20 protein-coding genes are annotated in these 20,932 nt (G+C 60.0%); 9 read left to right on the forward strand and 11 right to left on the reverse strand.

The features are described 5' to 3' along the window. Nucleotides 1–5: 5 nt before the first annotated feature. A complete protein-coding gene (locus QMK32_RS19455; protein WP_283476845.1) occupies nt 6–797 on the reverse strand; it encodes a hypothetical protein in 792 nt (263 codons plus the stop codon). 283 nt (nt 798–1,080) lie between these two features. Then, entirely contained in the window at nt 1,081–1,815 is a 735-nt protein-coding gene (locus tag QMK32_RS19460) for a DUF4352 domain-containing protein (RefSeq protein WP_283476846.1), read from the reverse strand. A gap of 172 nt (nt 1,816–1,987) precedes the next feature. On the opposite strand from QMK32_RS19460, the gene QMK32_RS19465 reads away from it, so the two are divergent. Further along, nucleotides 1,988–2,218, forward strand: coding sequence for a hypothetical protein (locus tag QMK32_RS19465; protein WP_283476847.1), 231 nt, complete (start codon nt 1,988–1,990; stop codon nt 2,216–2,218). A 585-nt stretch (nt 2,219–2,803) separates the two neighbouring features. On the opposite strand, the gene QMK32_RS19470 is transcribed toward QMK32_RS19465, so the two are convergent. Then, on the reverse strand, nt 2,804–3,271 hold the full coding sequence (locus tag QMK32_RS19470) for a DUF4190 domain-containing protein (protein ID WP_283476849.1): 468 nt from the start codon (nt 3,269–3,271) through the stop codon (nt 2,804–2,806). 510 nt (nt 3,272–3,781) lie between these two features. Beyond that, nucleotides 3,782–8,629 (reverse strand): PDDEXK-like endonuclease domain-containing protein, encoded by a 4,848-nt coding sequence (locus tag QMK32_RS19475; protein ID WP_283476850.1) that lies wholly within the window; start codon nt 8,627–8,629, stop codon nt 3,782–3,784. A gap of 107 nt (nt 8,630–8,736) precedes the next feature. On the opposite strand from QMK32_RS19475, the gene QMK32_RS19480 reads away from it, so the two are divergent. Further along, nucleotides 8,737–8,928, forward strand: coding sequence for a hypothetical protein (locus QMK32_RS19480; RefSeq protein WP_283476851.1), 192 nt, complete (start codon nt 8,737–8,739; stop codon nt 8,926–8,928). A 232-nt stretch (nt 8,929–9,160) separates the two neighbouring features. Here QMK32_RS19480 and QMK32_RS19485 read toward each other — a convergent pair whose 3' ends face one another. From QMK32_RS19485 to QMK32_RS19495, 3 genes are read right to left on the reverse strand one after another with little or no spacing between them, the layout of a single operon-like run. Then, nucleotides 9,161–9,589 (reverse strand): hypothetical protein, encoded by a 429-nt coding sequence (locus QMK32_RS19485; protein ID WP_283476853.1) that lies wholly within the window; start codon nt 9,587–9,589, stop codon nt 9,161–9,163. After that, nucleotides 9,586–9,810, reverse strand: a complete 225-nt coding sequence (locus QMK32_RS19490; protein WP_283476855.1) for a PLDc N-terminal domain-containing protein — start codon at nt 9,808–9,810, stop codon at nt 9,586–9,588. The genes QMK32_RS19485 and QMK32_RS19490 overlap by 4 nt, the downstream gene beginning before the upstream one ends. Nucleotides 9,811–9,842: 32 nt before the next feature. Continuing rightward, nucleotides 9,843–10,292, reverse strand: coding sequence for a DUF6924 domain-containing protein (locus QMK32_RS19495; RefSeq protein ID WP_283476856.1), 450 nt, complete (start codon nt 10,290–10,292; stop codon nt 9,843–9,845). Nucleotides 10,293–10,576: 284 nt separating this feature from the next. Between QMK32_RS19495 and QMK32_RS19500 the strand changes: the two genes are divergently transcribed. Together QMK32_RS19500 and QMK32_RS19505 are read left to right on the forward strand one after the other, a co-directional pair. Then, complete coding sequence (locus QMK32_RS19500; RefSeq protein WP_283476857.1) at nt 10,577–12,172, forward strand: SIR2 family protein; 1,596 nt, start codon at nt 10,577–10,579, stop codon at nt 12,170–12,172. Between the two features lie 120 nt (nt 12,173–12,292). Then, nucleotides 12,293–13,219 (forward strand): SMI1/KNR4 family protein, encoded by a 927-nt coding sequence (locus tag QMK32_RS19505; RefSeq protein ID WP_283476858.1) that lies wholly within the window; start codon nt 12,293–12,295, stop codon nt 13,217–13,219. Between the two features lie 287 nt (nt 13,220–13,506). Here the strand turns inward: QMK32_RS19505 and QMK32_RS19510 are convergent, their stop codons facing one another. Beyond that, nucleotides 13,507–14,718: a Fic family protein gene (locus QMK32_RS19510; RefSeq protein ID WP_283476859.1), complete on the reverse strand. Its 1,212-nt coding sequence runs from the start codon at nt 14,716–14,718 to the stop codon at nt 13,507–13,509. 412 nt (nt 14,719–15,130) lie between these two features. On the opposite strand from QMK32_RS19510, the gene QMK32_RS19515 reads away from it, so the two are divergent. The 5 genes from QMK32_RS19515 to QMK32_RS19535 all read left to right on the forward strand — a co-directional run bounded on the left by QMK32_RS19515 (nt 15,131) and on the right by QMK32_RS19535 (nt 18,068). After that, entirely contained in the window at nt 15,131–15,496 is a 366-nt protein-coding gene (locus QMK32_RS19515; RefSeq protein ID WP_283476860.1) for a WXG100 family type VII secretion target, read from the forward strand. Between the two features lie 2 nt (nt 15,497–15,498). Beyond that, nucleotides 15,499–15,801, forward strand: a complete 303-nt coding sequence (locus QMK32_RS19520; RefSeq protein WP_283476861.1) for a WXG100 family type VII secretion target — start codon at nt 15,499–15,501, stop codon at nt 15,799–15,801. A 62-nt stretch (nt 15,802–15,863) separates the two neighbouring features. Beyond that, nucleotides 15,864–17,087 carry a hypothetical protein gene (locus QMK32_RS19525; RefSeq protein ID WP_283476862.1) on the forward strand — a complete coding sequence of 408 codons (1,224 nt, stop codon included), beginning with the start codon at nt 15,864–15,866 and terminating at the stop codon, nt 17,085–17,087. Continuing rightward, a complete protein-coding gene (locus QMK32_RS19530) occupies nt 17,072–17,458 on the forward strand; it encodes a hypothetical protein (RefSeq protein WP_283476863.1) in 387 nt (128 codons plus the stop codon). Before QMK32_RS19525 ends, QMK32_RS19530 begins: the two co-directional genes overlap by 16 nt. 340 nt (nt 17,459–17,798) lie before the next feature. Then, nucleotides 17,799–18,068, forward strand: a complete 270-nt coding sequence (locus QMK32_RS19535; protein WP_283476864.1) for an SMI1/KNR4 family protein — start codon at nt 17,799–17,801, stop codon at nt 18,066–18,068. A 59-nt stretch (nt 18,069–18,127) separates the two neighbouring features. On the opposite strand, the gene QMK32_RS19540 is transcribed toward QMK32_RS19535, so the two are convergent. Genes QMK32_RS19540 through QMK32_RS19550 form a run of 3 tightly spaced genes read right to left on the reverse strand, consistent with a single transcriptional unit; the run spans nt 18,128 to nt 20,925 of the window. Further along, nucleotides 18,128–18,721: a hypothetical protein gene (locus QMK32_RS19540; protein ID WP_283476865.1), complete on the reverse strand. Its 594-nt coding sequence runs from the start codon at nt 18,719–18,721 to the stop codon at nt 18,128–18,130. A 15-nt stretch (nt 18,722–18,736) separates the two neighbouring features. After that, complete coding sequence (locus QMK32_RS19545) at nt 18,737–19,894, reverse strand: TRAFAC clade GTPase domain-containing protein (protein WP_186629387.1); 1,158 nt, start codon at nt 19,892–19,894, stop codon at nt 18,737–18,739. Beyond that, nucleotides 19,891–20,925, reverse strand: coding sequence for a hypothetical protein (locus QMK32_RS19550; protein ID WP_283476867.1), 1,035 nt, complete (start codon nt 20,923–20,925; stop codon nt 19,891–19,893). The genes QMK32_RS19545 and QMK32_RS19550 overlap by 4 nt, the downstream gene beginning before the upstream one ends. Between the last annotated feature and the right edge of the window lie 7 nt (nt 20,926–20,932).

Consider the following 20,932-nt stretch of genomic DNA (forward strand, 5'->3'; position numbering starts at 1 on the left):
AGTCCTCAGACCGATCGTCCCAGCTGTTCGGCTGCGTCGCGCAGTTGAACACCGATTCGGTCGGTCGCTTCGTCGAACATGTCGCGGGCTGCGCCGAGGTGCAGTGATCCGAGTTCGTCGCCCTCCCGAGCCTCGAACTCGGCTGCCTCCGGTGTTCCATGGTTCTCGATCCACCGCACCTTCTGCAGTTCTCGCTCGATGTCGGTCAAACCGTCCAGGTACGATCGCAGAGCCGTCAAACGACCGATGAGCGTGCGTTGCCGGTCCGCGAGTGCATCTGTGCGCTCGCGATAAATCCTCTGTACCTCTGGATCATCGGCAAGATGACCGGTCGGCGACGCCCCCAGCCGCGTGAAAGCAGTTTCGAGTTGCCCGGCACTGCTCGCGACGGAGGCAACCTCGGTCGAGAGATCGATTCGCACGATCCGATGCGCCACCTCGATCGCAGTCCAGGCCTCGAGGCCCGACACTTCTGCTGCCAGAAACACGACGGCGTAGACGACTTTGCCCCGTATCGAGGTCTGAAGCGCGCTGATCTCAGCGATGTCCGCCGACACGCCGTTCTCGGCCTTGCGGTCACGGTCGACGATTCTGCGCACCTTCTCGCGTCGGGTCGCAGTCGGATCGACCGAGGCTGGGATTGCAGCGGTACGCCAAGCTCCCAACGCGTCACGAACGAACTGCAGCGATCGGCCGGCGACTCGCGGGTCCGCCCAAGGAGACTTTCCCAGGCCGGCCAGTGCATCGTCGATCGCACGCTGGTCCTGCGACCGCCGATCCAACGGGTTCCATCTCATCGCTCGCGTCCTCCCCCAAACAAGGTTCTGTCTTCCCACGCAACATACAACCAGGGTCCGACGGGAGTTCAAGGATGATTGGCTCACCCGAATACTGCTCCACTGCATACTTCGTCTGCTCACCGCCGCCAGCAATGCCGATCCTTCGCCAGGTCAATGCGGTTGACGCGGAACGATATAGAGGGTTTCTTTCGCGACCACATCTGTCGAGCACTGACCAATTCCCGATGCAGCCGAATAGCCGGGCACAATCACGGGTGCCCGGCCAACGACGAAATCCGACCTACCGCAGGGAGATTTCGGCCCCACCGGAGAACATTGAGTCGTGCACTTCGAGTGTCGCGGGCACAGCATCCTGCGGGATGTCGAACACAATTGTGATGTTCTTCGACAGTCCGGGGTTGATGTCGCCCCCGATTGCTGTGTCCGACTCCAGATTGATTGCAGCCATTGCGTCGTTCTCGAACTCACGGCCCTGCGCATCGATCAACTTCTGGTTCGAGCCGAAGTAGCTTTGTGCCTTGTCGGACACGTTGGTAACCGTGACACTCACCAGAACGAACTGACCCAGTGCGTCCTTCTGCAGGTACGGGTTGTCTCCCAAGGTTGTAACACCAGTCTCCACACCGGTCACGACGAAACCGAACTTGCCGTCGCGCACTTCTTCGCCGATTCCTGGCGCCGATTTTTCAGGTTCTGGTGCAGCGGCAACCGGTTCGACGGGCGCAACCGCAGCAGCCGAGGGCGCTACCGCGGCTGACGATGTGGCTTGCGCCGTCGTACTTGACTTCTCCTTGTCACCACCGCCCATCATCCCGGCGATGACAAGTACGAGTACAACGCCGCCGACAACCCACGGCCACTTGCGCTTCTTTTTGGCGGGCGACTGTGGCTCGCCGTACGGCTGCTGAGGGTAGGACTGCCCGGTGGGAGGCTGGTTACCGTAGGGAACCTGAGATTGCCCGTACGGGGACTGCCCGGCAGGCTGCGGCTGGTTTGGGTCGTGAGGAAACGTCATGAAGTCCTGGTCTCTGGTTGAAGTGGTGCTTTCTCCTTATAGGACCGGTCGATTGGAATGTTTCACAAAGTTCGAAGTTTCATACAATTGAATGACAAACTTTCAATTGGATCAGTTCACGGATCAGCCTCTACCGGGGCAGGTCGCGATAGTGTTTCCCACGAGATCGCCTATGTCGTGGGTTCTTTGGCATCGAGCCTGCTACCAACGATCATCACTGCCGACTTACACCAGGCGCTGGACGCCTGCCGCTGCCTCCGGCTCACTCGCATTGAGGGCCAACGATGTAGCCCTGTTCACACCCATACTGGGTCTGGATGTCTCCGCTGGTCGGCTCTTCCCCGCACAGAACTCCACACCGCTCGTATCCGTTGACGACGCCGTCGCCATTCCGGTCCTCTGATTCGTTGTACGGGTATCCAGTTGAGGAAGGGGGCGCTGTGTCCGCGCAGGCGGGGTCGTTCGCGATGTACGAACCGTCCGTGTACACAGCCGTTCCACCGTAATCGCATTACCTCAGTTTCGGTGTAGGAACTATGAAGGTGTCACACACTGCCTCATAGCCCGTTGTTCCGTCAGAATACAACGCGGTACCAGACTGATAGAGCGAAAAGTCACCACACTGGAATGTGACTGGCGCAGCCTCCGGAACCGGCTCGGGCAGGAAGTCGGGAGCACCTGTCGGCGACGGTGCAACCGTCGTCGGCACAGACGGCGACACCGCCGAGCTGGTTATGGAAGTGGTCGGTCCGCCCGGCTCATGCGAATCGTCCGACGAACAACCGAAGCACACGGCGGCAGCAACACTGAGCAGAAGAAACAGGCGCGGTGTGTGCATGGCGACCTCCCCAATTATGTAATCGTGGCGGCCACTCGTCGACCGCGAGTGCACGCACGTTAGCTACACAGCCAGGGATAGGCCGACAAAGCTACCAGAACTGGTTTTTACTTCACCGATTGGCGTTTCATCCGTCCTCTGGCGATGAAACTATTGAGAACACGCTTCCATTTGAGCGGCAGTGTCGGCATTACTGATGCAATCCATACCTGTGTCAAGGTCATCAACCGCACCGAAGACGATCGTGATTCCCCAAATGCCAAGTGCGATCGCCAGGACGGACACGACGACGCCAGAGATGGCGGTCTTCTTGTTGGTTGCCTTGTTCTTTCGGACTCTCGAAATACCAGCTAGGCCGAGAATGAGTCCGACAATCCCGAGAATCAAGCAGATGAAGCCGGTGAACGGGATGATGCCGAACACCAGCCCGACCAGAGCAAGAATCAAAGATGCCAGGCCTAAGCCATTCTTTTCAGGGTTCACAGGTTGCTGCGGCGCGTAACCGTATGGGTACCCCTGCTGCGGCTGCCCGTAACCTGGCTGTTGCTGGGGGTATCCGCTCGCGTCGTAGTTTTGAGCCCCTTGGCCAGGGTCGGTTGGATACTGCGGATTCGACATAGCGATCCTTTCTTTACGTGACGCCCATCACATCGGGAACTCCTTTCGATTCGTTACCACCATGCGACCGGGGCCTATACGAATCGTCAGGGGTTCATCGCCTACTCGATCGCGATGCCCATTCCACGTTCGAAGCCGTCGCATCCATGACCATCGATCTGCCGTCAGGTACACCGCGGCCGCCTGCGCCTAGCGTGCCATCGACCTCGACGAGCTCCCGCAGTGCAAAGACGTCATCAACGCCGAACCACGGTGGCAGGAGTAGATGATCAAGCGTGGCGGCACCGACTTCGGCCCCGCGATGGGGAGCGCTACGCGAGCGGACGGCCGCACCCCGATGGTTGACGCCTCGACCACTCGACGAAAATCATGCGCAGCATGGCCCAAGAGAACGACTGCGCCCGGTCAGTCGAGAACTCGGTCGCAGCGTTCATATGGCACATGGAGTTCGTCGACGTCGCGAACACCGAGTCAGCGTCCCCTCGACGGGATTAATTTCTGGTGCGATCATCATTTCGCCTCTACCTGCTGCACAGTGCGGTACTGCCCGGCGATTTCTTCCAGGGCGCCTTCGACCACCAGTCCCCTACCCACGGCGCGCACGATCTCCTCATCGACTCCCAGTTCAGTTGCGATCTCGTCGGCTGATACTTCCGCTGCAGTACAACGCTGGAGTAAGTACTCGCGGACATCTTTGCGAGAGACGATTCCTCGCTTCGGCTGCGCTGGTACCGCACTGTCGAGATGGCGTGATGATTCGGTTGATTCACTTATTGGAGTTTGTGATGCACGCACAACCTGCGCCGAGGAAATCCCGGAAGCCTGAGCGATCGGTGCTGTCCTGCGCGCCCGAGTTGCCGCCACGCCAGACATCACGGGGGCACCAGCAAGGGCCTCCTCTTCGGCAATGTCTTCCACGACCGATTCGTCAGCGGTCAGTGTTATCGGGGCCCATGTCGTCGGCGCCTCCTGTCCTGCGGAGGCGTTCACCGAGTACGGGGAGATGCCAAGTGTGTCGAGCGTGTCCCATAGAGATGAAAGCGCAGCCTCCTGGTCCAGGTAGTACTCGGATTCGCGTAACCGCCAGAATGTCCAGCCGACGCGTTTGATTTCTTGTTCTCGCTCCAGGTCGGCGTTCCGCTGTTCGGGAGTCGAATGAAACGCGTCGCCGTCGCATTCGACGGCCAGCCTCGACGCGCCGCCGGTGACAACCAGATCGATTCGGCGGCTGTTGACCTCGACCTGGGGGTTGACGTGATAGCCGCGAGCGACGATATCGTTGAACACTCGCTGCTCGAAGAGACTGTCGAACGGTGACTGGCGAACGTCACGACTGACGTTCTCCGGCATGGCTTCTGCCGGAACCGGCGAGGTCGAGCTGATATAGGTCAGCAATGATTTGCGGAGGTCACCTGCTTTCAGTCGATCCGCCGTCACGGAGTGGAACAGCCACAGCTGATCCTGCGCGCGTGAGGCAGCCACGTTGAAGCGGCGTTGGTACTCGCTCTGAGTCAAGGAGATGAACTTCTGTTCTGGGGCGACGACCAGTGACAGCATCACCACATGACGTTCGTCGCCCTGAAAGTCGGGTGGTGTACCGACTCTCAGCTTCCGCTCTTCGTACACTTCGGCGGACACCCGGCGCATCAGGAGGTTCTCGATGACGTCGACCTGTGAGCGGCCCTGAAGCACCACGACTCCGAAGGTCTTGCCGTCGTAGGCCGGGTTGTCGAAGCACTCGATCAGCTGGTCGACGATGGCGGCTGCTTCGAGTTCGTTTCTGAGCGTTGCGCCCTTGCCGAGATGAACGGCGCCTTCGACGTACGTGTGTGCCAGCGGTGGGAGCCGATCTGCACCGAACTGTCGAACCGGAATCAACGGCGAATCACGGTAGAACTGGTTGCTCGACCAGTTGATGATTTCCGGCATGCACCGGAAGTGCTCACGTAGCCGGACCACCTGGCCGAACCGAGTCCGCAGCATCGAAAACAGGCTCGACCGCGGAGTAAGCGTTGTGCGCACATGCTCCGGTAGATCACCCAGATAGAGATCGAGCCGGTCGAAAATCGTGTCGAGCGCGCCGCTCGACACTTCGCTCGGTGTGCACTGCTTGTCGTCGCCCACCACGATTACGCGCGGCGCCAACCAGAGTAGGAACAGGCTCGTGATGTCTGCTTGGCTGGCCTCGTCGACGATGACGACGTCGAACGTATTGGGTTTTGCTGGAATGGACGAGAGAACTTGCTGAAGCGGCATCACCCAGGCCGGGACCGCGCTCTGCGCTTCGAGCATCGCCGAACGAGCTGCGCTGCTGTACTTCTCCGCATACTTGCCAGTGCCCATACCGATGTTGGCGACATGGTCGCGGTATGTCTGCAGTGCTTGAACTTCTGTCGCGGTCATTCGCTTGAGCGAGTCCCGCCACGCGCTCGCTGCGGCGAGCTGGGATGTCAGTTGCGCAATATCGGCGTCGACGGCGTCGAGTTCCGCATCGAGCTCCTGCTCCCTACCGGTTCGGTGCTGCTCGACAATCCACTCCTGTGCACGTCGCCACGCCCAGGCTTTGTCGAGTTCCCAACCGATTCGGTCCCATTGCTCGTCGCCGGCCGTGGTTCGAACGAGCTTCGCACAGGCGGGCGCCGCCTCCGCTAAACGAGACTCCAATTCGGTCAACCGCAGTTGGTTCAATGTTTCACTGCACGCCGAGACGTACTGATCGACTGAGTCTTCCAACACGCTGAAGTCAGCCGAGTCGAGCGTGTGGATCAATACCTCTCCCTCGGGTGAGGGAGCTTTGTCCACCTCCAGCGACACGGATCGGACCAGCTGATCCAACTCCGCGCGTGCGCTTTCCACATCCGACCTCGTGGCTATAGCACCGGCCGCGCCTGCGATCGACAATGCTTCGGCCAGGGAACGAACTCTCGGGTGCGAATGCGAAATAGACCTGAGCTGAGAGACCAGCTGATCACGAGTTGCCACAACGTTTCGAATAACGTCCAAGGATCGGAACGTTCCTTGCAAGCTGTTGATCTGCAGGCCTCGAGATCCGTCGACGACTACCGAAATGCGCAGGTCGGCGAGGAGCATCCCCGCTGAACGGATAGCGTCCAAAGCCCTCACGTGCTCCGCCACTGCACGGAGTGCACTGGCGTCGGCCGCGGGAGCACCATCCACGGTGGCGACAATGCCTGACTGTTCGAAGGCTCGCTGCTGAACGCTCTTGAAGAATCGACCCGACTTCCATTTCGCTCCTGTCTCCAGAGCGACGGCCAACGCGTTGAGGACAGTCAGGCCCTGAGGCGTGGTGTCCGAACTGTAGGCATCTCGCGGGCCGACGGCGGAGTCTGCTCGCACCGCGATATCGAGAATCGCGGGCAGAGAATCAACGCGCGCCCAGAGGTAGTCGGCCTCGCCGGACAGGACGCGGTCGGCCAGTTGTTGGAATTGGGGCGAGAGTTGCTGCACGTCGTCGACGAGACCATGCAAGCTCTCGCACAGCGACCGAACCTGTTGCGCAGTAGGCAGGTCGACGCCCCCGAGAATCTCGATGAGCTGTGCGGATTCGGCGGTATCGGTCGAAACGCGAGTAGTAGCTCGGGCGAAAAGCTCTTCCAGTGCCGGCCGATCCGGCAGCAAGAATTCGATGGGAGTAAGTAGTTTGGCCGGCCGAGCACTCTGAGTCGGTGACGCTGTACTGATGAGCTTGCGCAGTTCACCGATCTCTGTGCCGGACAGGGAAGGTTGCTTCGCGTGCAGTGGCCCGGGAAGCCACGAATACGCCGCCTCGTTTGCCTTCACCTGTTTGACGATCGATGCTGCGCTACCTTCGTATCCGTCGGAAACAGGAGGATGCTGGTAGGTTTCGGCTTCCCGCAGCGAGCGAATGCGTTCGAGGATGACTGAGCGATTCTGCCGGGCGGCCTGCCGTCGGGCAGCAAAATCCTTGATTCGTTGATCTTCGAGGTGCTCGTTGAAAGAGGATTTGCGCTCGGCGATCGTCGCGACACTTTTGTTCAGCTCGTGCGAGCCACCTCGTGCAAGATCGGTGATGGAGACACAGAGTTCTTGCATCTCGACCGGCAGCTTGTCCCGCAGTACGCGGAGTGCCTGCGATTTCTCGCTCGTGACAAGGACTCGTTGACCGCGAGCCAACAGCGCCGAGACGAGGTTGGCGATGGTGTGGGTCTTGCCTGTTCCAGGCGGACCCTCGACGACAACACCGCTATCCTTACCCAACCGTTCCAGGATCTGTGACTGCTCGGCATTGGCAGGGAGCGGGAAAAGTGGATCGTCGGCGAGTGTCGAAGAAGCTGCAGCGCCGACGCTCTGTAGCCAATGGAGACGGTCGTCGGGCTCGATCGCTTCCACCAGCTGAGCCAATCCCAGAGGCACTGGGGAATCGTCCGCCTCGACGTCGGCGATCATCTTCTCGTAGTACTCGACCAGTGCAAACGCCCCACGCTTACGAAGCACCAATGCTGGTGACGGCGTTAGCATCTTGTCCGCTTTGGCAGCGGGTTGTTCCAGTAGTTCGTTGACCTCGATGGTCTGTGTCAGGGCCCGCGGTGCCCAGTCTTTGAGGAACAACAGAACGCCATCACTCAGCGGCGACGCCGCCTGCTGTTGTAACTGCTTCTGCAAACCGAGCGAACCCGAGGAATCGAAATCTGATCTACCCGTGAGGAGCTGGGTGTCCTCGAGTCGTGGCGAGCTCATCGGGGTCAGGCGTACAACGAGATCACCGGTTGCTTCGTCACGATCAACGGACGCGCTCTGAGTGATCAGGTGGGTCTGCACAGCGTCTTCGGTATCGAACGACGCAAGAGAAAGCAGCCCTGATGCCAGGACCAGTTCGACGGATTCCGGACGGGCAGACAGTTCCTGCATCATGCGTTGCAGCGCCTGATAGAACTCTGCCTGCGGTCGCCTGATGCGATCGGACGCAGCCCAGGTCTGCCACGTCGGCAACCACTCAGCGAATGCGCTGCGCACTGTCTCCGCTTCTGGTGAGTCGCGCTGGATGGCGCCGAGACCGGTCAACGAGCAGGTTTCCGACAACTGCGGAGACTTCGATCGACTATCGGTAACCAGCTTCGCGTCAAGCCATCCTGTGAGAACCTTCGGGACCGGCGGCGGATCTTCGATGCTGACTCGTGGGGCACGGACAGCGATGCCGCCTTGCACGACCGACGGGTCGACCTGGGTGACCCTGTCATCACGGAACAGCCATTCGACCTGCGCGTGCTGCTGAACCTGCAACACCGGACTGGTGCGAGACTTTACGATCTCGCGGAGGAACTGCATGAGGCGCTTTACCCGCCCCTTGAGTTCTGCGTCGTGTTCCCGACTAGCCACTGCCAACTCCAAATTCGCCCCCGGAGGCGACGTCTTCGCTCCCGCGGACAATCTATCGGTTGCCTCCGACACGTAATCCGTTAGCAAGAGGAAAGTACGCGTAATCCGTGGACTCAGCTTCGACGCACGACGGGTACGGACTATTCACCTTCACCGACGGCGACACACCACGCACACTCTCCGCGCACCGGTTCGCACTGCTGCTCGTGCACGGTGAACTCGGTGACGGTGTCGTCGGTGAACACGACTGCGACGAAACATTTTGCGTGCGAGTAGACCACGGGCACCTCGAACTCTGAACCCAATCGGCGAACCTTGCACACGCTGTTGCGCTCGGTCGCCATCTCGGGCCGACGCCGGCGGGCGGGCGGGGATCCGCGCGGACGTTACGGGCGCGGCGTCGCGATCCGCGACGCACTCACCGGAGGCTACGACGAACCACGGCTGCATGCTGCACTCGCCGGCCACAGCTTCGACGAACAAGCACCACCGACATTTGTTCTGACGCCCATGCACTGCCAGACATGTGCCTCAAATGCCACCCGGTTCGCGGTTCTCCACTTGCTCATCGAATAACTGTCGCGCATATATGGCCGACGCTATAGCTGCAATCACACCGACTCCCGTTCCGTACAACCACAATTCGCTAGTGATCCCCACTGAGGAAGCCCACAGCACCATCCAGAACGTGAACAACACCAACCCTGTTGCCGTCGCAAGGAAACATCTCTGCACCAACAAACCGGATCCAGGTAACACCGAACGAAATACTGCGCGCACGAACAGTGCGGTTGCGATCGCAAAACCACCGAACATGAATGCACACCCCACTGCTGCGATCGGAACAATCAACAACAGAACAACTACGTCTTCGAACGCCCCGAACTGCAGGACGATCCACGCGACGTAGAGCAGCGCACACACCCCCGGCCACAGCAACGCCTGTGCACGCCAACTCACCGCGTATCCTCGCGGGAATACGCCAAGAACCACACCAGTGCGCCCAACACCGGTACCGCAATGACAAGAAGACTCCACCAAAATTTACCGCCACTGCGCGCATGGTCGGTGCGCAGAACCGACACCACCGCGCACGCCGTTAAGACGAACCATGCCAAAACAGTGCCCATCCAGAGAAGGTCGTAAGCGAGAGGCAGTGTCGGGTTGATGTCCTCATTCATGCCGGCACCTTCTGTTGGCCATAGATTGGGGGTCAGAATCCGCGGAAGACACCGTCGGCATCGATTGCGCCGGCGAATTCTTCAAAGTCCATGTTTGCGATCGATAGGTTGTTCTCCACCGACGCCATTGCCTTCGGCGCCACCCGAAACGTCGGATACACCCCACCGGCAGCCAAGGCGTCGTTGCTTTCCTCCGCCCCTGTGTCGACGGCAAGAATCGGGTGTTCGGGATCCGTAATCGCACGGCTGTCGGCGAGAAAAATATAGTAAGGCGGCGGTGATCCGATCAGGGCTTTCAGGTCGCTCAGTGTCAACCCGTCGAACGCCGGGTCATCGACTGGAGTCAGTGCGGCACTTGACTCGATGTCACCGCCGAAATCCCACGGCTGCGTCGCAGTGGCGAGAGTCTCGCGCCACGCTTCGTCGTCCGAGTAATCGGTCCTGACCAGTAGGGATTCACCTTCGGGAAGTTGTCGAGTCATCGCTACATTTTAGACCACACGGTACGGTTCAATCGTGCGTGTGGTGATGGTCTCGACAACATTTTTTCTGACGGTCCTCAAGCGCGCACCGAGACTGATACGACAACTGCGCACGCGTTGAATACGTGCACATTGCCAGTAATCACCGACTGACACGTGAGCCATCGTCTTACGGATGTGGGCAGCGAAACGGCTGTCCATCGGACCAGCTCGATCGAACGATCTAGCATGGGCGGCGTGATCGAACGACGGCCTTCCGGGCACGCGCTATGAATGAACGTGAGATGTCAACGGAAACAGGGATCGAGGGGCATGTCTTCGTCGTCCGGGGCAGACTCGAAGCAGTGGCATCGGATGTCGTGATCGTACCGACGGATGGAACATTCGTACCTCGTCGAACGTGGTGGCCGGCCCTCGACATCGATCAGAAGCCTGCGCCGCCGCTCGACCAAGATCACAGGGCTCGGCGATTTCGACCGCATAGTACTGAGAGCCGATCCGCCTGGCTGTTGCACGTCGCCCACGGCGGCAATCCATCCGTCACGTGGCTGATCGACGGCCTCGAACATCTTTTACGACTAATCGACGCAGACCGGCCGAAGTTCGTGAGCGACGGTCGAGTGAGACCGCTGATCGCGCTCCCAACCATTGGGGTAGGACGAGGAGGGTACGCAGGCGTACGCGGAAAAGTGATCGAGGCGCTCTATGCGACAACACTCGAGTTCGTCGCCAGTTCCGACTTCGATGTCGTTTTCGTGGTGGAGAATGCAGCGGATTACGCTGCCTTCCAAGCGATTCGGCGAGAACGATCCTTGCCAACTCGGCAGCGCGAGGCGGGCGCCCAATTGGCTTCCAAAATTCGAGGTGGGGACACCGCTCTCCTGCTCGGTGCCGGCGTCAGCATATCGGCAGGCCTCCCCACCTGGGACGAGCTACTCGCAACCATCAAAAAGGACACACTTCCAGACCTGGATCCGGATCAATTTGCAACGCTGGGTGTCCTCGACAGAGCCCAATTGCTGTCGAAGTCTGTTCAGGGGCAAACCCTCGGAGAACGCGCAGCGGGAGCTACGGGAGCTGATGCGAAAAAGGTACCCACCCTTGCGCACTGTCTTCTGGCGTCGTTGTCAGTCGAGAAAGTTGTCACCACCAACTACGACTCCTTGTACGAGGACGCATTCAAAGCAGCGAACGGCCCAGATTCGATCTCGGTATTGCCGCGCGAGAACGCCGTTGGTGATCGCGCATGGCTACTCAAGATGCACGGTGACGTCGCGGCACCTGAAAGTATCGTGCTGAGTCGTCGAGACTTCGTTCGTTACGACGCCGAGCGACGCCCTCTCGGGTCCATCGTGCAATCCATCATGGCCACAGGCCATCTCATTGTCATAGGCGCCTCGATGACCGACGACAATGTACTACGGCTCGCGCATGAGGTTTTGGCAATGAATGCCACCAACAATCATCAACGCCCGTTGGGCACGGTGGTCACCCTGCAGAACGATCCCGTACGAAGTGCACTCTGGGAAGGCGATTTCGATTACCTCGCAGCGTCCGACTCATCCAATATGAAAGTAGCGGCGCGAGACCTGGAGATCTTGCTCGACGGAACCGCGATGTACTCCAGCGACAGATCCCCGTACCTACTCGACAATCGGTATGCCGAGCTGTTGAGTCCAGAAGAGGCGCAATTAGCCGACCACCTTCGTGAGGCTGCTCATCGAATCCGCGCACTCACCCCTGTCCAACGCGGCAGATGGAAGTCACTGGAGACAGTTCTGACGGCTATGGGCGACGGCGAACTATCCCAGAACCACGCTGGCATTCAGCCTGAGCGGACCGTGAAGGCGATTCGGGATCGTGGGCTTTTCAGAAGGTGATCGACAATCGCGCGAGATGCGCCGCTCCAGATGCGTCTTCGACACCAAATCGTGCGTAGCCGTTGCCTGGACCGGGCGTTCACCGCAGACGGCCGAGCCGCCACAACCGAGGAGAACGCAATGGAATGGTACGTGTCGATCTGGAACAGCGAGACGAAACGAATCGTCACCCGGGGTGGCGAGGCGCATGATCGTGAGACTGCGATCGAGCAGCTCGTCGCGATGGGCCGTTCGCTCACGCACACCGAGGACGGCACGCTGATCGGTAAATTCGGCAATGTCGTCGTCGATGACGAGCCGGGCAACTCGGTCCCGTTCGGCGACCAGGACCTGAGTGACGACGAACTCCGTCGCCGGGTGCATGCCGCCATCGAGTACACGATGGGACGGATCGAACCCTCGTACCAGCCTATTCAGACGATGCCGAGTGGACAGGAGGGTCCCACGAAGTTCTCCACCCCAACCGGTGCCGTTACCGATCAATGGGATCGAATTGCGCTGTGGCTCAGCACCTATCTCGACACGGCACCTGTGATCTCGGCAGAGCAGACCGCCATCGACGACGCCATCGCACGCACCGGCGTTAGCTGGCCCGAGGAACTGCAGGCGCTTTTCAGGTCGGTCAACGGGTTTCCACATGATGCGTGGGTGCCGCTGCTGCCGTCGCACGAGTTGTTCGATCTCGAGCGCGTGATCGACGAGCGTCAAGTGGAGCTCGAGGTCTGGGGCGAATTCGCCGAGGACATGGACGAGGACGAGTTGAGCACGTCGATGGCCGGGGACTCGGCGGGCACGTGGCTCCCAGAGTTCGTGCCGTTCGCGGGCGTCGACGGCAACCTACTGTTCGTCGACACCAGGCCCGGTCCACTACGCGGATGCGTGACCGAATTCGACAAGGTAGGCGCCGACGACGGCGGCCCGCAGTGGATCTCGATCAGCGCATTGCTCACCGACCTTGCCGATGCCCTCGAGTCGGGTCGCCCGTTCGCCGGTGCGTGGACACCATCGGTGGTCGACGGGCAGCTGAAGTGGTTGTACACCAACTAGACTGACCCCCTGGACCAGTCCGCAGCATCGCGTTGGCGCTGCACAGCACTTCTCGGGAGCGTCTACCTCTGCCGGAAGTCCGAGCCCTTCGACAGCATGGTCGGACTGTTCGGGGCATGGCTTCTGGTGAACTGCACCGTCCGGACCAGACCTGGTCACCACACCGCGGCTGATCGGTACTTTCGGCGCAGTTCACTGTCGATCCTCTATTCCGTCGACAACCTCGCGCGGTCGCTCTCCGGTAGTGCCGCACCTGAGAGGTCTAACTGACAACACGAACAGTGTCGCTACCGCCTGGCCCGACGGGTGCGCTCGGCGAAACGGTCGAGTGCATCGAGGATCTCGTCTGCCTGCCACACGCGGTTCCGTCGCCCCTTCGACGTCTGGTGGAGAACGCCCGCGTCGACGAGTCGGTCGATGGCTCGTTGAGCGGACATATCACTGACATCGAATGTCCTCTGCACGAAGGGGTTGTCGATCACTGGTTGTGCAACAAGTGCATCGATCAGGCTCCATACGACGGATTCGCGGCGCGCAACAACGGCTCCGATGAAACGGTCTCTAGCAGCTGCCAATTCGTCTATCAATATTCGGCCATTCGACACCGCTGTGAAAGTCGCGGCATTCAGGCGCCGAATTATCGGTTCGACGTGGCCCATTCTGTACTCGTCAAGGCTCGAAAAGTAGGTCGCCGTGTCCGTCAGCAGTCCGGCAGACAATGGGGCCGTGACACGTTCGATTACTTCGGCCCGTCGAAGCATCGTATGTATCAGTGATCTGCCGGTACGTCCGTTTCCATCGGTGAAGGGGTGAATCGTCTCGAACTGTGCATGGGCAATGGCCACCTGCGGAAGGACTGGTAGATCGTCCCTCGATGCGAACACGAAAAGATCGTCCAACGACTTCGCAAGCCGATCGTGGTGTGGCGGAACGAATGCAGCGTGGTGTGGGCCGACATCAGAGCCACCGATCCAGACCTGCTGAGTGCGCCATCGGCCTGCATCGGGGTCACCTGCCGGCTTCATCAGTGCCCGGTGCATGGCAAGTACCGACTCGGCGGACACCGTTGCACTCACTGCGAGTGCGGCCTCCATGGCGCGCACGTTGCCGCTGACGATCGACGCGTTTCGACTGCTCGGCGAGCCCAACTCGGCGAGAGCCAACGAACGCGCGCCGACGGTGAGGTTCTCTATCTGCGACGAGGCAGCGCTCTCGGATCGCAGCAGGATCGAGCTCATCGGCGCCAGCTCGGTGGACGAGCCGAGCCGCTTCGACGCGTATTCGTCGAACCGAACGATTTCACGCAGCGCATCCTCGGATTCAGCCGACAATTCAGCAGGAAGCTGCAGATCGAGGTCGCCGATCCGAGGAAGGACGGCAGCTCGGTAGTCCCCCGCGTGCAACCTGCGTTGGGTTCTGGATGCATGCATGGATGACGCCTGCCACGGCCGACTCTCGTACTCGACAGCAGCCAGCCCGAGATTTGGATCAGTGGCCATCGGACTACCATACCAATCTGTAATCCTTTATGGATTGGTAAAGATCCAGTTACGCCACCAAAAGCCTTCATTTGCATCCGCTGATCCCGGCAGGTCAGCGTCACACATCTGTGACAAACGCGGAGCATTCGATGCGAAAACATTCCTGGCCGCTCGGGGCACTTTGGTTGACATGACGCTTGCCGCAGAGTGCGGGGGTTCAGCAGCAGGCTGTCCGGAGACAACGGAGCTGTGGGTAAACCGCAGCTGACTGGCGGCAAGGGTGCTCGTTCCACGGGTGGATCGAGCCACAGGCCCTCACCAGCATTGCCGGCTACGTGCTGGGCAGAACCGCTCGCGTCTTCGTGTAGATTGCTCACGAGTCGAGACTGGGGGGTCCACTTTTGAATGCAGTTCTTGTTGGGGTGTGCGAATGCGTTACCGCCTGTCCCTCGGTGCCGCGTCGGGCACGCTGATGCCCGACGCGGAAGGCCCGGACACCGTCGATGCCGATCCGGCGACCATGATTACTGCTGCTGAGACACTCACCTCCATCGCACACGAACTCCATGAGGGCTTTGCTGCCATGTCGACGGACATTCAAGGAACAGTTAGTGATCACTGGTCGGGGGCGGCCGCCAACGACTACCTCGCGAGGTGGTCTGCTGTGCGTAACCACGGCGGACTGGTGGTGGACCGCCTAGAAAGCCTGATTGACGGGCTGACTATTTCGCGCGTTGAGTATCAGTCAACCGAGTCAGCGAACGCCTTCTCCATCCGAACTCTGAACCTCGACTAGCAATGGAGGGAAACTACACGGTCGATGTCGACGAACTTCAAGCTCTGACGCACAGAATCGACAGCTACGCGTCGCTCGTTCGAGAACGCGTGCTCGCGGCCGATGCAGCGGTGGCGCGCCTGTCGATGGGGTGGACCGGCCCAGCAGCGGACTCATTCCAGATCGCACACCAAGAGTGGGTCAGTTCCGCCGAGATGCTCGTCGAGTTTGTAGCCGACATGGCGGTGTCGGCGAGATCCGCGTGCACGGCGTATTCGGCTGCTTTCGAGGGTAATTCGAGTATGTTGCTGCAGGGCCGTTCGTGACCAAGCAAACTGCATCACCTTCGGTCTTGTATTCTGCTGCGACCCTGTGTAATGACGCAGCGGTGATCTCGTACGAAGTCGTCACCGAGACAACTTCAGCGCTGTCCGTTGCGAGTGGAATGGCCGGTTCGCACGACACAGCGCGGGAGTGGGCCACCACCTATGACGAGCGTGCATCGACGCTGCTGACATCGCTAGATGATGTCGTTCGAGCGTTGGAGAACTATTGCGTCGTGCTCAATCAGGCCGGCCACAACCATTCTATGGCGGAGAGCGCGGCCAACGGGTCGTCGACCGCGACGCCGGAACCCCCGTCTTTCGCTGCCGTGATGCCGGGTTGCACTGTCCCGCTGCAGCAGTCAGCCGGAGGGCCCGGCAACGGCCTGGAGGACTACGCCTTCGGCATTGCGGACGCGGTTGGTATTCCGGTACCCGACGGTGATACCGAGAACCTTCGGCGGGCCGGTGCGTTGTGGCGGAACCTGAGTATGAGCGGGGGGATCGACGACGTCCTCGCCCGCCTTCGCTCGGCGGAGGATCTGTTCTTCGACATCGAATCGACTGAGACCGATCTGATTCTAGACGACATGGACGACCTTCGAACGGGCCTGCAGTCCATCCAATTCGCTTGTGGCGAGCTGGCGGACTCCTGCGAAGAGTACGCCGCGAACATCGACGAGCTCCGATCGCAGCTGTACGGAATCCTGGAAGACCTCGCGGAAGAGCTCACCATCACCGCCGCGATATCGATCGCTGCGGCGTGCATCAGCTTCGGTGCGTCGGCAGTCGTCGGCACCGCGAAGTCTGCTGAGTCGATCAAGAAGTACGGAACCCTGATCGGCGACGGCATTGCTGCGTGGTCCTTTTCCAAAAGCATCGGCAGCGGTGTTCGTGTCGGGGCGGATCTGGGTGTGGTTCAGCGAGTGCTGCAGCGCCTGAAATCCATCGGCCAGAAGGTTGTCGACGCTGCTCGTCGCACACCGCCAAAGCGCAGCATCGATGAACTGTTCGCCAACGGGAGCAAGCCGAAGGCGTCCGAATTAGAGGAGTACGCGCAGTCAGAAGGATGGACCAAGATCCAGACCGCCAACGGGCCGCCGAAGTACATCGACGAGAACGGTGTGACACGGTTGACGATCAAGAGCGGTACCGATAGAGCACCGGGAAGCGGAGATCCGCACGTAGAGATCAGGAACGCCGATGGTCAGCGAGTCGACCCGTTCGGCAACGAAGTGACGCGCAGAAGCACTGGAAACCACACTCCGATCGAATGGGACTTGCCATGAACAAAGACTATTCGCAGCTGAAGGGGCTCAAAGGCCTGTATCTGGAGGACAGCTACGTGCTGTCCATATCAGAGGCTCCGGGCCAGTTCACGTTCGCGCTCGATGCGGTTCTGACGCCGGAAAGCGCACGTTACAAACCTCCGAAGCCCGACGAGCAGTACTGTTACGCGCTCGGCAGGCTGGTCTTCAGCGAAGTCACTGCGGTCAAGTGGATATCAAGATCGGCCCAGCAGTACACAGACGCAGCAGGCGACGTCGACCTCGGCAACATCGACAATCTTTCTTTTGAACAGGGCCTGTATGTCGCCGAGGGCGATTGGGGACAAGTGGAGATTCTTTCGTCGGCTGATCCAGAGTTTCTCTTCGACTGATTACTTCGCTCGAGTCCTTTCGCAGCGAGATCGGTCGGCCGAACGACTACCTCGCTTGCAAAAAACTTTGCTGCGCTCGCCTTTCGAGTGGAGACTGAGCAACTCCAGAGCGCTCCGATTGCGGATTCAACTGCCTAATTGGTGGGGAGACTATTAATCTCATGCGCATTCGGCTTTGCCCGCTAGGACGTCGGCGTCAGCTACTCCCCTGCCCAACACAGGCAGCGCGGTAGCGGATACTGAGTCCGCAGTGGCGGATTCGGGGCCACGATGTACTCGACACGGGGTCGGTCGAAGCGCACGAACCTTGGGATGCGCTCCGGTATCTGCCATTCGGTCCGTGCGCTCGGTGGTCATTGGGCTGTCAGAGTTCGTGCCGTTCGCGGGCATCGACGGCAACCTACTGTTCGTCGACACCAGGCCCGGTCCATCGCACGGATGCGTGACCGACTTCGACGAGGCCGGCGCGGACGACGGCGGCCCGCAGTGGGTCTCGATCAGCGCGATGCTTACCGACCTTGCTGATGCTCTCGAATCGGGTCACCCGTTCGCCGGTGCGTGGACACCATCGGTGGTCGACGGGCAGCTGAAGTGGTTGTACGACACGTAGCCGGCGTATTACCAACGGCATTCCTACGGGCGCCTACCTCAATCGTGTTCTCAACCAGCTCAGCGCGTGGATGCGTAGTCGCAATACCTACGCGACACGGGCAACCAAAGTAGTGCGACGGCAACGAGGCCGAGTAAGACAATTGTTACGACCAAGGGCCCACCGAGCAATCCGAACAGCGAGACCACCGCAAGTCCCGACGCCCACACACGTGGCCAGTGCTTCCCCTGGTACACGCCGCGCGCGAACGTGACATATCCGAACGCGAAGGCAGCGGCAACTGCGACCATTGCGAAGACCAAAGCAATGGTGGCTCCGTCGATGTAGTCGTCCGTATACAAGGTTGCCGCCCCCGAGGGCTCCATACCGACCAGGTTTTGAACGCGACCCTGCAGATCCAAAATGGTCAGCACACCTAAAAGCGCGGTCAACAACGACAACACGGCAGCCAGAGCCAACACACCGAAAGCAACATGCATGGGTATCGGTCTTGCAACCAACGGCGCACCAGATCCCCGCGGCGTCCAGCCCGCAGAAGAGTTGCGCGAAGCGAGCACCGACTCGGCCGGCCCAGCGAGACCGAAGGGATCAGCGCTCTGCTGCGGTCTGACAGGCGCACTCCTGCTGAACCACGGGTCGTCGTCCTGCGTCATGAAACCGTCTCCGTTCTAGAGCACACCGTTAGCCGAGAGAACCCAACGAATGGGGTCGAGGCACCGAAAGGGCGAGATTCCGTTGTCGTGGAGCCGACTTCCGACCGGTGAATCTCCGAGCGCCGATACGGCAAAGAAGCGATGAGGGTATGCCTGCCCCGTCTGTGTGTTCGTGACTGATCGGATCACAGGGCCCGCATCGAGTCGCTGAAGCAAGCTACTGACTTCTTCGTGCAACAACCGACCATCGTCTTCGTTGTATGTCGGGCTGTCCATGCCCGGGTCGCGCGAGAATGCTGCACCCGGATTGGACATGATCTCACTCCATTGGCTGCCGTTGACGTTCTGGAGAGCTTGCAATGCATCGAACTTCGACAAGATCATTGCAATGCGCGGAGTCTGGCGGTTGATCAGGTCGGTGACCGTGCGAAAAACTACCCTGGGATCGCCGCCTCGGTAGCCTTGCATGGGAATGAGATCCATCAACTGGTGCGCAATCTCCTCGACGCGCAGCGGGTCGAACAGAAACAGGACGGCATCGGCCAGACCGAAGAAGTGCCAGGCATGTCCTTCGGTATTCGCGTTCTCCAGATCCTCACCAGCTACGTCGCGAATCACCAAGTACTGCTTGACTCCTTGCCAGATTCCCAAGCTGAAGATCAGCGGATCCCGCTGGTAGGAACTCGCTGTGTTGACGGTGGGAGTGGGCTCGAGAAGGCCCCGCTCCTCATAGAGGGGGCGTTCGTAGAACTCGCGATAGTTACGCTCGGTCTCTTGATTGGCTGGATCGACCGATTGCCCTTGCCGCTCCACGAGACGCTGCAGTTGTTTGATCATGACAGCGATATAGACAGTCTTTCCCGTTGCGCGAGCTCCGGCCATCGTGATGCAGGTGGCGTTTCCCCAACGCCAGTACGCCGGTAACTTGAAATGGCAGATCGGACACAAATCCACAGCAGGCCGGCCGAGCTGTTCCTCAGCGTAGTTAGGAGTGGGAGTCCAATCAGGAGGCCCGTTTTCCGGCTTGCGTAGCTCTATCGTCGTACCCATAACCACGGGGACGCCGCTGTACGCTGATGCGCGCTTATTCGATTCTGTTTCCGTCGGTGTCTCGGCCGTCCACGCAAACCACTCGGGGGAAAGATGATTGAAGCACCTGGGGCACTTGGTCATATCGAGGATCCTCGTGCATCGTTGGCGATACGATCGTTCAATGGGCGGAGGAACGACCGAACAATTTCCTCGACCTCTGATGGTCGAGAGACCAGATAGTCTGCAGTGTCGGAGCCGTCCGGCGCGGGGACTACGACCGCGCCTGCGAAAGCGCGGCAACGTTGCGCTGCTCGCGATGACGACGCGATCATCGAGGCGAATCGCGAATCAGCCGACTCGCGTCCACTCGCGACGAAGTCTGATGGGGAATCAGTAACGAGGACGACCATAGAGTCCGGTCTCACGGCGTCGAATTGGTCGCCATTTCCAAAGCCGATGCCTGGCTTCGTTGTTTCGAGATGCGTATGGACCGTCGATCCCAAATCACCGGGTCCACTGTACGGAAGACCGGCCGACGTGTTTCCGACGATCGTTACTTCGGGATTTCGATCGTACGAAATCACTGTGGAAACTCCCGCGAGTATCTCCATGATCGCGCGCACACTGCCATCCGCAATCGCGGGCAACATGGACGCACTGGTGTCCACCCGGATGTCGAGCATGGTCTGCTGACTATCGGACAATTGGTCGACGCGGAGCACCGACCTGGCCGCGGCCCGCGCTGACGACGCCAAGGGCCCGAGTTCGATCTCAGGCTCCTCCAAGCGGGTGACTACGGCAATGCGATCACCGTCGGGACCGATCGTGGCGAGCTCGAGATAACTCAAACCTGACACGTCGCGCGGGGTGAGCTGCGCACGATCAGGGTCTGGTTCGTTCGAACTATCGACCGCGACCGAAACGTGAATCGTCGTCCCACTCGGGAAGGTCGAATTGCCCTGCGCGGGAACGGCTACAAGCAGCATCTCGTACTCCACCCTGGGAAGGATGAGCATCCCGGGGCTGTGCGCAATCACAGTGGGATCAGAGACGCCGCTGTGACGGACGTCGAGTGCAGCGGCTCCTGCGACACCTACCACCGACATGGACACCATCAGTGGCCGTTTCGGCAGGTGGGCTTTACTCTTGCCGTCCAGCACGTAGGTAACCATCAGATGG

The organism is Rhodococcus sp. H29-C3, assembly GCF_030063405.1.
In the GTDB taxonomy this organism is placed as follows: Bacteria; Actinomycetota; Actinomycetes; order Mycobacteriales; family Mycobacteriaceae; genus Rhodococcoides.